The 8,336-nt window shown below is 41.8% G+C and carries 5 protein-coding genes; 1 reads left to right on the top strand and 4 read right to left on the bottom strand.

Going from position 1 to position 8,336, the window contains the following annotated elements; genetic code table 11:
• Positions 1–415: 415 nt before the first annotated feature.
• From QZU45_RS09865 to QZU45_RS09850, 4 genes are read right to left on the bottom strand one after another with little or no spacing between them, the layout of a single operon-like run.
• The gene (locus QZU45_RS09865) at positions 416–2,101 is read right to left on the bottom strand and encodes a TraI domain-containing protein (RefSeq protein WP_295354814.1); all 1,686 of its coding nucleotides are present in this window, start codon (positions 2,099–2,101) and stop codon (positions 416–418) included.
• 10 nt (positions 2,102–2,111) lie between these two features.
• Positions 2,112–4,085, bottom strand: a complete 1,974-nt coding sequence (locus tag QZU45_RS09860) for a hypothetical protein (protein WP_295354809.1) — start codon at positions 4,083–4,085, stop codon at positions 2,112–2,114.
• A gap of 23 nt (positions 4,086–4,108) precedes the next feature.
• Positions 4,109–4,639: a hypothetical protein gene (locus QZU45_RS09855; RefSeq protein ID WP_295354806.1), complete on the bottom strand. Its 531-nt coding sequence runs from the start codon at positions 4,637–4,639 to the stop codon at positions 4,109–4,111.
• 8 nt (positions 4,640–4,647) lie between these two features.
• Positions 4,648–6,651, bottom strand: a complete 2,004-nt coding sequence (locus QZU45_RS09850) for a type IV secretion system DNA-binding domain-containing protein (protein ID WP_295354803.1) — start codon at positions 6,649–6,651, stop codon at positions 4,648–4,650.
• 282 nt (positions 6,652–6,933) lie between these two features.
• On the opposite strand from QZU45_RS09850, the gene pncB reads away from it, so the two are divergent.
• Positions 6,934–8,151, top strand: coding sequence for a nicotinate phosphoribosyltransferase (gene pncB / locus QZU45_RS09845; RefSeq protein ID WP_295354799.1), 1,218 nt, complete (start codon positions 6,934–6,936; stop codon positions 8,149–8,151).
• Positions 8,152–8,336: the final 185 nt, after the last annotated feature.

Raw genomic sequence — 8,336 nt, 5'->3', positions numbered from 1 at the left:
TCAGCGTATTCAGGGACAGAATTACTTTAAGGTTTTCGTCCCCTGATGGGGAAATAATTTGATTACCAATACACTAGATCTGACCACAAGATCACGCATACAGTTCAAAACAGAAGAGTATTTTATTATTTTTTGGATAAAAACAAGGATCTTTATTTTAAGGATCATTCTTTACTGTGGTTAATAGCTCTTCTGAAAAAATCCTAATCTTAAAGAGCCATTAACTACGATTATCAGAGCTCTCCCCTACCGCAAGAGCTTCCTAAAGATAGTTATTCAGTCAAATAGATAAAGTGTTTGGTAAAAACTTTTATTCTACAGATCATCTATCCTAATATAATCCTAGAAGTTAACAGCCTATAGTCAGCTTTTCATCTTCTATCAGATAACAAAAGGAAACTCTTTTTGTGATTTTCTACTTTTTCTGACGGATACGTTCAGAGGCTCTGATGCCGGTATAGAGGTTGAACTTTAATGATGTCTTGTCAATGGCTCTGTCCAGATAATCAGGATCATTCAGATGCGGCAGCACCTTGTTAAGATTCATTCCCTTATTGAAACAAAAGGAGGTTATATTCTCCATATTATCCACACGAATGGATTTTTTTAGCTGTTTTATAAGCCGGTCAAATTCCAGATCCACCAGGGAATAGCAGTTATCTCCGCTGTTGCTTCCGGTATTGATACAGAAACCGTAAACATAGCGTTTTTCTCCGTTGAGATTAACTTCATTCCAGTTAAAGCAGGAGATATAGCCTTTTTTAACCAGAAAACCGGTAGAGGCCATTTTTTTAAAGAAAGACTCCCGCTTGAAGATAAGTACATCCGAACTGATACCGGCATAGGTTTCATAATCACAGCCTAAAAGCTTTTTCCTGAAGGCAGGACTGACTTCATAGCTGCGCTGACGGTGATCTCTTAAAACAACGGGGGTCTCGGATAGGTCGTGATCCTCATAAAAGGACAGTGAACTTGAAGCCTTCTGACCTATCTCCCCATAAAGATCAACGGCAACCGCTAAAGCCCTGTAGGCCTCAGAACCATGCTCCACCAGATAGCCGTTTTTTAATCTGTAAAAACCATCTAAGGCAGGATCAATCCTCTCGTTTAAAAACAGGGATAAAAGATACTCTCCTGCGCCATACAGGGATGAGAAACGGCTGATACTGGCACAGCAGGCTCTGGAATCGGCAGCTTTCAGAACTTCATAAAACTCTGATTTATGATTAAAATCAATAAGTTCCCGATACAGATTTATCTCAGAACCATCAGGGCGTCTGACACAGGATAAAAAGCCTGTAAGCTTTGGATTTGCATTAAGGTACTGCAGCATAAGAGTTGAGAAAATCTGATCATGAACCTTGGAGCGGGCTGCCTTGAAGTGGTACCGAAGATATAACGCTCGATGCTTTCTGGCAAAGTCCTCAAGAGTATTTTCTAAAACTGCATCAGTTGCAAAGACATATCTGTTCCCTGGAGTAGTGATTTCATAATCTGAGATTATCTTCCCCACATCATGCATAAGAGCTAAGATCAGAAAAAAGACCTCGAGTCTTTCGTAATCCTCACAGAGAATCTTCTCAAAACACTCAAATCTGCGGGCAGAATCCAGGCAAAGAAGCGCCGTTAAAAGTGAATGCCTGAATAAACCACCACAGTCAGAATCATGTAGCACATGGGAGGCAGGTGCATTAAATACGGTTTTTGCAAGAGTCAGAATGGCCGGCTTCACGTACCTAAAATAAAGCCTGTCATCAAGTCTTATGCGCTCACGGATGGAAACAATAAGATCCTGATTGTGCTCTAAAAGCTTTTTTACAGGCAGAGTCTCAAAAAGTTCACTGCCATCCTTAAGCAGCAGCTTATAATCCTCAAAGCGGTTATCCTCATAGGACTTATCTCCATAAGAGAACAGTCTTCTGAAAGCTGTACGTCTCCTGCCAGAGACAAAGCCTTTTGGAGCAGAAGCAAAGTTCTGACCAGAGAGTCTCCACAGATCTGAGTCAAAGCTCTGCTCTTCCCCTAAGCGCAGTTTAGAGTTAAAAGCAGGAGCAGACTCCTCTCTAAAGGAAAGAAGTCGGCTTATAAAGGATGAAAACATCTATGTGTTCCTAGGCAGATCGGCGACGGCTTTTAACAGCAGATGCTTTATCATCCGAGACTTTTTGTGCCTCAGTCTCAAGCTTATGCTCGTTATTGAAATTTGAGATTAAAGCCTTCTCAAGCTCACAGAGCTCTTCTGTAGACATGGAGCTGGAGGAGGGCTCTGTTTCAGGTGTATATGAGGCAGTCTTATCGGAGATGACCTCATTGGAGGCTGACTCTTCAGCACTGTCAGCATTTGTCTTTTTACTCCTTGAGGTCACGCTGCGACCTGAGGATGAAGAGGTTCTTACTGAAACTATCCTTGTACCGGAGGAACGAACCTCATCAGCAGCTCTACCATTATCAGCTGATGAAGTTTTCACACGCTTTGAGTTATTTTCTGTTTTTACAGAAACGGACTCCTCCTCTGCGCTATCAGCCATTGTCGAATCTCTGTCCAGAAGATACTCGTCTATTTCCTCATCCGAGGCTCTTCTGACCATAGGAGCTTTCTCATCAGGTTTTACCGAAAAACGGATTCTGTCAAACTCTACAAGAGTATCCAGAGGCTCGCCTAAAAAACAGAAATGCAGAGGGCCTTTCATCGGTTTAAACTCAATATAGGTCGGATCATAGGAGCGCAGTGTAGTACAGCGCAGAGTCTTTAATAGCGGACCAGGATCGGCCATACTGCGAAGCTCCACCACCATGTAGGGCTCGGAGGTAAGTTTTTTGACATTATTTTCAAAATAAATCTCAAAGCCCTTTACCAGATAGGTTTTACGCCCCTTAAGCAGGGAGAGCCAGCGGGATTTCTTTTTATAGAGATTAGAAAACAGATATTCACTGTTCAGAATTAGCTCATAGAAATTCTTTTTTCGATCATCCTGAGTAATTTGACTGAAATTTTCATCATTTTGTGCTGAAAATTCATTTTTCAGGTCAAAATTCTGCGGATTTTCGTTAAAATCAGCAAAAAAGTTCAAATCTGTATAATAACGCTCCACGGCCTTGTAAATAAGATAGTGGGCAGTTGAGCCTTCCTCGATAACAAAGCCATTTTTCAGCACAAAGGTCCCCTGAGTCTTGTCGCTGATGATGCCACTGGATAAAAAACGTCTTAAATAGAGCCCCAGATCCAGCACAAAACCGCCCTCGTGGGCACACAGATAGGAACTGATTTCATCTGCCTTAAGCAGCATTTTCTTAAGACTGTTCTCCATTAAAAAGAGATTATCTATCTCAGGCTTCCTGTCAGGGGAGTTAAAGCGCAGCTCATCCCTTGAAAAACTCAGAGTAGTGGTCAGACTCCTGATCTTAAGATATTCAGGAGATCGTTTCAGACACTCATGAGTCCTGATACACTTTGCTGCCAGATGCATAAAGCAGTTGTCAAAGGTAATCTCAGGATCAAAGGCTTTTCTTTGATAGAACCTCAGATGGGTAGCCCTGTGAATTCTTATGAACTCCTCCAGGGAATCATGTCTGAAAAGACGAAACTCATAATTTCCGCCTGGAGTTGTAATCCTGAAACGGTTGTAGAAACGGTACAGGCAGAGAGTCAGCATCAGATAGAAACTCTCAAAGAAATTCTGACTGCCGGTTGAAACCGCCAGAGAGGATTTATTGTAGATATCCGAGAATCTGAGTATTCCCAGCAGAGCCTGACGTATAAGCTCTGAGGAAAAGACATTGCTAAGAGTATGATCGGAGGGAGCAACATTTACTATGCTGATAAAGCGTCTTATTACCGGCAGGATCTCCAGATCATAATCAATAAAACTGTCGGAGCTTAAGGCCCGGTTTTTTATAAGCTCAATCAGAAAGCCATACTTCTCCATGAGCTCATCTGTGGATTTAACCCGTCTCACACAGTCTCCCTCAGATGAGAAGAATACTGAACCGTCGTCAAATTTATTGTCCTCAAGAGAAATGACCTGCCTTGAAATAAGAACATTCGGTTCTGAAGTTTTAAACAGATTTTTAATAAATTCAAACATATAAGCCTCACTAAGGCACGAATCTAGCCTACAAAGAAAATCACGGCAAATCTGATGCCCAGAACAAATAACCATAAAAGGAGCACACAGGCTGTCAGATAAATCAGATCACAAAAACACTGAAAGAACAGAAAAACAGTCAGGTATTTAAGGAGCCTGAGAGAAAACAAAAGAACAGATACAGCGCTTTTTAAAGAAAACATAGAACGGCGTAACATACTTAGCAGGGCATAACCAAAATTTACACCTAAAAACAGAACCTGCAGGAGGATGTGGGGATGTCCGTAAACCAGAAATATAAAGCGCATCAGACTTAAACTCAGCATGTCATATAGCACGGTGTTTCTTAAAAAATCAAAGGGTGAAACCAGTGTATGAACAGTCTTAAGCCTTGATACAAACACCTCGGAAAAACAGTTGTATAGAGTATCCATCTCCGGATAGATAAAGGTTGCCGAAGGTTCGCTTCTGAAATCTGCACCGATCATCAGCAAAGAGAGCAGCACCATGGCCAAGACGAAAAGGAATGTCTTTTCAATAATATAAAAAAGCACAGAACCTCCTATTCAGCCGTTACCACTGGGATGACGCCCTTAATGAAACGTCCGTCATTGAGCTTTGCCACATACTCAAAGTTAGGAAGCATCATCAGTGCGGAGTCTGGAAAGATTGGCGCCTCCCCTGCTGATACTCCGTAATTGCAGGACTCACTGATACCTCTGGTGTAAACGTCATAGCGGGAGGCTACCGCCTTTGAGCTGCGGTAAACTGAAGTTTTTGGCAGTGTTGAGGTAAAGGCTTTAGCGGTATCGGCATCCTTGATCCTCAGGGCAATCATGTTGTTGCAGTTACCGATAAACTGAGTCGCGGCGTACTCTGAGCCGAACTTCTTTTTAAAGTCACTGAGTGTCTGGGTTGCCAGAGTAACAGCCGCTCTGGCACCACGCCCCTTGTTCAAAAGCTGCACCAGATATTCGTTACAGACTTCGGCAGCCTCATCCACAAAAATACTGATATTTGGACCTGAGTGGTTTCTCGCGTAGATATCACCGCAGAAGGAGCAGAGATCGGAGAGGATTAGCTTACCCACATAGGCACACAGAAGAGAGTTTTTGAGGGCATTTAGGGAGACGTAGAACACTGCATCTGACATGTAGATATCACGGATGCTGATGGCTCCGCTCTCCTTTGAAAAGTAATCACTAAGCGAGGACATGGATAATGAGCTCATAATCGGATTAACCGAGGAGGACACCTTTATAAAATAGGTCTCATCCTTGCAGCACATGGAATAAAGATGCTCGAACTCTTCCTCGGCAGGAGAGCTGTTACGGTTCTGAGAACGGATGAACTCATAAATCTGATAGAGAGAACGAGCCTTGGTCTTTAAGGTACCGGAATACGGATCGGAGGATGAGGCAGAGGAGGCCTTTCTGGTAGTACTCTTTTTCACTTTTTTTAAAGTTTTACCTGAACTCACCTCATCGCAAGCCCCCTCTTCATCTGAGTTCTCGCTACTCTCAGCGCCATCTGAATCTGAAGTTCCGGCTGGATTACCTGTAACTGCCATATATTTTTCAAGCTTTGGAAAATCAGAAAAGGGAATTCTACTTTTAAGGAAGAAGGCAATAAGCTTATCTAATGCCTCCTTTGAGTTATTCTCAAAGGCATAGCTGATTAGTCTTGTCAGAAAAGCCTGAAAATAAGCCTTAAGGGTCATGGCGTTTTTAATGGAGGAGATGGTGACCGGTTTTCTCATATAGTTCAGAGAAATTACAGCCGCACAGATAGCCTCCGAGGCATAGTTGGAGAAATCTGATTTTGAATCTAAAAGCGAGGTCAGACGGTCGGCAATCTCTGTGGGCTTAAAGGAAGAGCCTAAAAGATTGAAGGCCGAGGTATTGTTTTCAAGAGTATAGGTATCCAGGACCTCAAAACGCCTGCCGAGACTTTGAGCTGCTCTGCGGGCTTTTTCAAGAAGATCAGTATCGCCTTTAGGATCAATAACTACAACCACATCATTTCTGTAGATAGCCTGAGAAATCAGCAGATCAAAGAATCTGGTCTTGCCTGAGCCGGGAGTTCCGAAAATCAGGGTATGACCTTCAAGATCTTTTACATGAGTAAAGATATCCTTTGACTTTCCAAGGTTATGAATCTGAAAGCTTCCCTGATTGGGACCGTTTGAGCCGGACAGACCGAGATCTAAAAGAGAATGGAGTTCACGGCTGTGCTTCGGTTTGAACTCATAGCCAACTCCAAGATAAACAGGATCTGAGGAAAATTTACGGTTTTTAAACGAAAATCTTTCATTATTTAGCTTTTTATGCAGTTTTTTAACAGAAATTTCAAAAAATGATGAAATATTTCTGGATGCAAAATAAAACTCCTCAAAACCTAAAAATACAATACAGGCTATAGTGGTAAAACACAAAAAAATGCCGTTTAAAAACATAAAAAACAGGTCAGTGAAAAAGAAATTCACAATAAACCAGCAGATATTGAAACTCATCACCATAAGGTAGATGTTTTTAGGATCTGATTTTGCCAAATTACTCTGTGTCATTTTTCCTCCAGCGAGGCAGAGATCATAAGGCTGTAATTTCAGGGTCGGAAAATAAGGCTCTATTTTTTTCCAGAATGGTGAATATCTATTTGATTTATAAACATTCAGAAATTTTTATGAGGGTGTTTTTTTATTATACAAAGTATGATTCTGAGATAATCCTCACATTTGTGACCGGTCACGTATTTAGGACAAATTATCCAGAAAAATAGCACTCCAATGCCGTTTTTGCGTTAAGATGGGAAAATTGAATTCACAATAAATATAAACAATAAAAATATTATGCCAGAAAATAAACTACCCAAGATTATTTCAAGCCTGCTTGAGAACGACATGTACAAGTTCTCCATGGGTCAGGCTATCTACCACCAGTTCAGTGACTACAAAACCACCTGGACCTTCAAATGCCGCAACAAAGAGGTATTCTTCACCCCTGAGATGGTTGAGGAAATCAAGGCTCAGATCAAGCTGTACTGCTCTTTAAGATTCACCGAGGAAGAGCTTGAGTACCTCCACAGGATCCGCTGGATTAAAGGCTCATACGTAGACTTTTTAAGACTGTGGTCACCTCGCTTTGAGGATTTCACCATCACTACTGATGGAGACAGCGGGCTCACTCTTGAAACCAAGGGTACCTGGCTTAACACCAGTATGTATGAAATCCCTACCCTGGCAATCATCAACGAGGTTTATTTCAGATACCAGTATGATTATGCTGATCTTCTGAAGAGTTTCTCTGACAGACTTGATGAAAAGATTGGCTGGCTTACCTCGGGAAAATATGAGATTTCAAGCTTCAGTGAGTTCGGTTTGAGACGTCGTCTTTCTGCAGAGGCACAGGCCATGGTTGTAGAAAGATTCAAGGCAGCAGATCTCAAAAACAGCTCTTTTGCAGGAACCTCCAATGTATATCTTGCCAAGAAATATAAGGTAGCTCCTATCGGTACCATGGCTCATGAGTGGATCATGTGCGTAGGTCAGGGTAACCACAAGCATAATCCTGCCTACTCCAACTGGTTTGCCTTAGAGGCATGGGTAAAGGAGTATGGAGTTTTAAACGGTATCAGTCTTACCGATACCATTACCACCGACTGTTTCTTAAGAGACTTCCAGCTTACCTACGCCACCCTGTTCTCCGGTGTTCGCCATGATTCAGGTGATCCTTTCGAGTGGGGAGAAAAGATGCTTGCCCACTATAACAAACTGGGAATTGATGCTAAAAACAAGACTCTGCTCTTTAGTGACAATCTTGATTTTGAGAGAGCTGATGCCCTGTATCACCGTTTCAAGGATAAGTCCAAGGTAGCCTTCGGTATCGGCACCTATCTGTCCAATGATACCAAGGTTGAGCCTTTAAACATTGTTATGAAGACAACTGCCTGCAACGGCATGGATGTGGCCAAGATTTCCGATGTTAAGGGCAAGGAAATGTGCAAGAATCCTGACTACGTCAAGTATCTGCAGAGATGTATCACCTGGAGAATGAATAACGACCGCTAGAATTTAGGATTTTTAGCGTTTTTATTCAATTTTTTAGAATTTTTTGTATTTCTAAGGCTCTTTTCTGTAATTTTTAATTAAATTTAACATACCCAGGTCCTTAAGAGTTTTTTCTTTTAAAGCCTGGTTGGTTCACGATCTGCCACAAAAGTAATGGCAGATCTTTAATTAACAATCGATCTCGC

The organism is uncultured Succinivibrio sp. (assembly GCF_902756765.1).
Taxonomy (GTDB): Bacteria; Pseudomonadota; Gammaproteobacteria; order Enterobacterales; family Succinivibrionaceae; genus Succinivibrio.
Note: the sequence above shows the minus strand (reverse complement) of the source record. Positions and strands in the feature narration are given on the sequence as shown.